General features: G+C 71.2%; 1 pseudogene. It reads right to left on the bottom strand.

Going from position 1 to position 361, the window contains the following annotated elements:
• Positions 1 to 361 (bottom strand): annotated as a pseudogene (locus EN869_RS34715) (hypothetical protein); the annotation flags it as partial.

Here is a 361-nt window from a genome sequence, read left to right as displayed (position 1 = left end):
GCCGAGCACGGCGAGCACCATCGGGTCGTCGCCGGAGAGCGTCGCGCCCTTCTGCGCCAGGCGCAGGCCCTCCTCGCGGGAAGCGGCCGGCGTTTCGGTCCAGCGGTAGCCCGCGCGCTGCAGGTGGCACCAGGCGAGCAGCGAAAGCGCCAACGGATAATCCGGCTCGATCGCGATCGCCCGTTCAAGCAGCGTGCCGGCCTCCTCGTTTTGCGCCCGCTCGAGCGACCAGGTGAGCGGAAAGGCGCGCAACACGTAGTCGTAGGCGGCGAGGCTTTCCGGCCGCTTGCGCCGCGAACGCTCGATCTCGGCCGACAGGATGGACGGCTGGATGGCGCCGACGACACTCGCCGCAAGCCGG

The organism is Mesorhizobium sp. M2D.F.Ca.ET.226.01.1.1 (assembly GCF_004022705.2).
Taxonomy (GTDB): Bacteria; Pseudomonadota; Alphaproteobacteria; order Rhizobiales; family Rhizobiaceae; genus Mesorhizobium.
The sequence above is the reverse complement of the archived record's forward strand: the minus strand, read 5'-3'. Positions and strand labels throughout refer to the sequence as shown.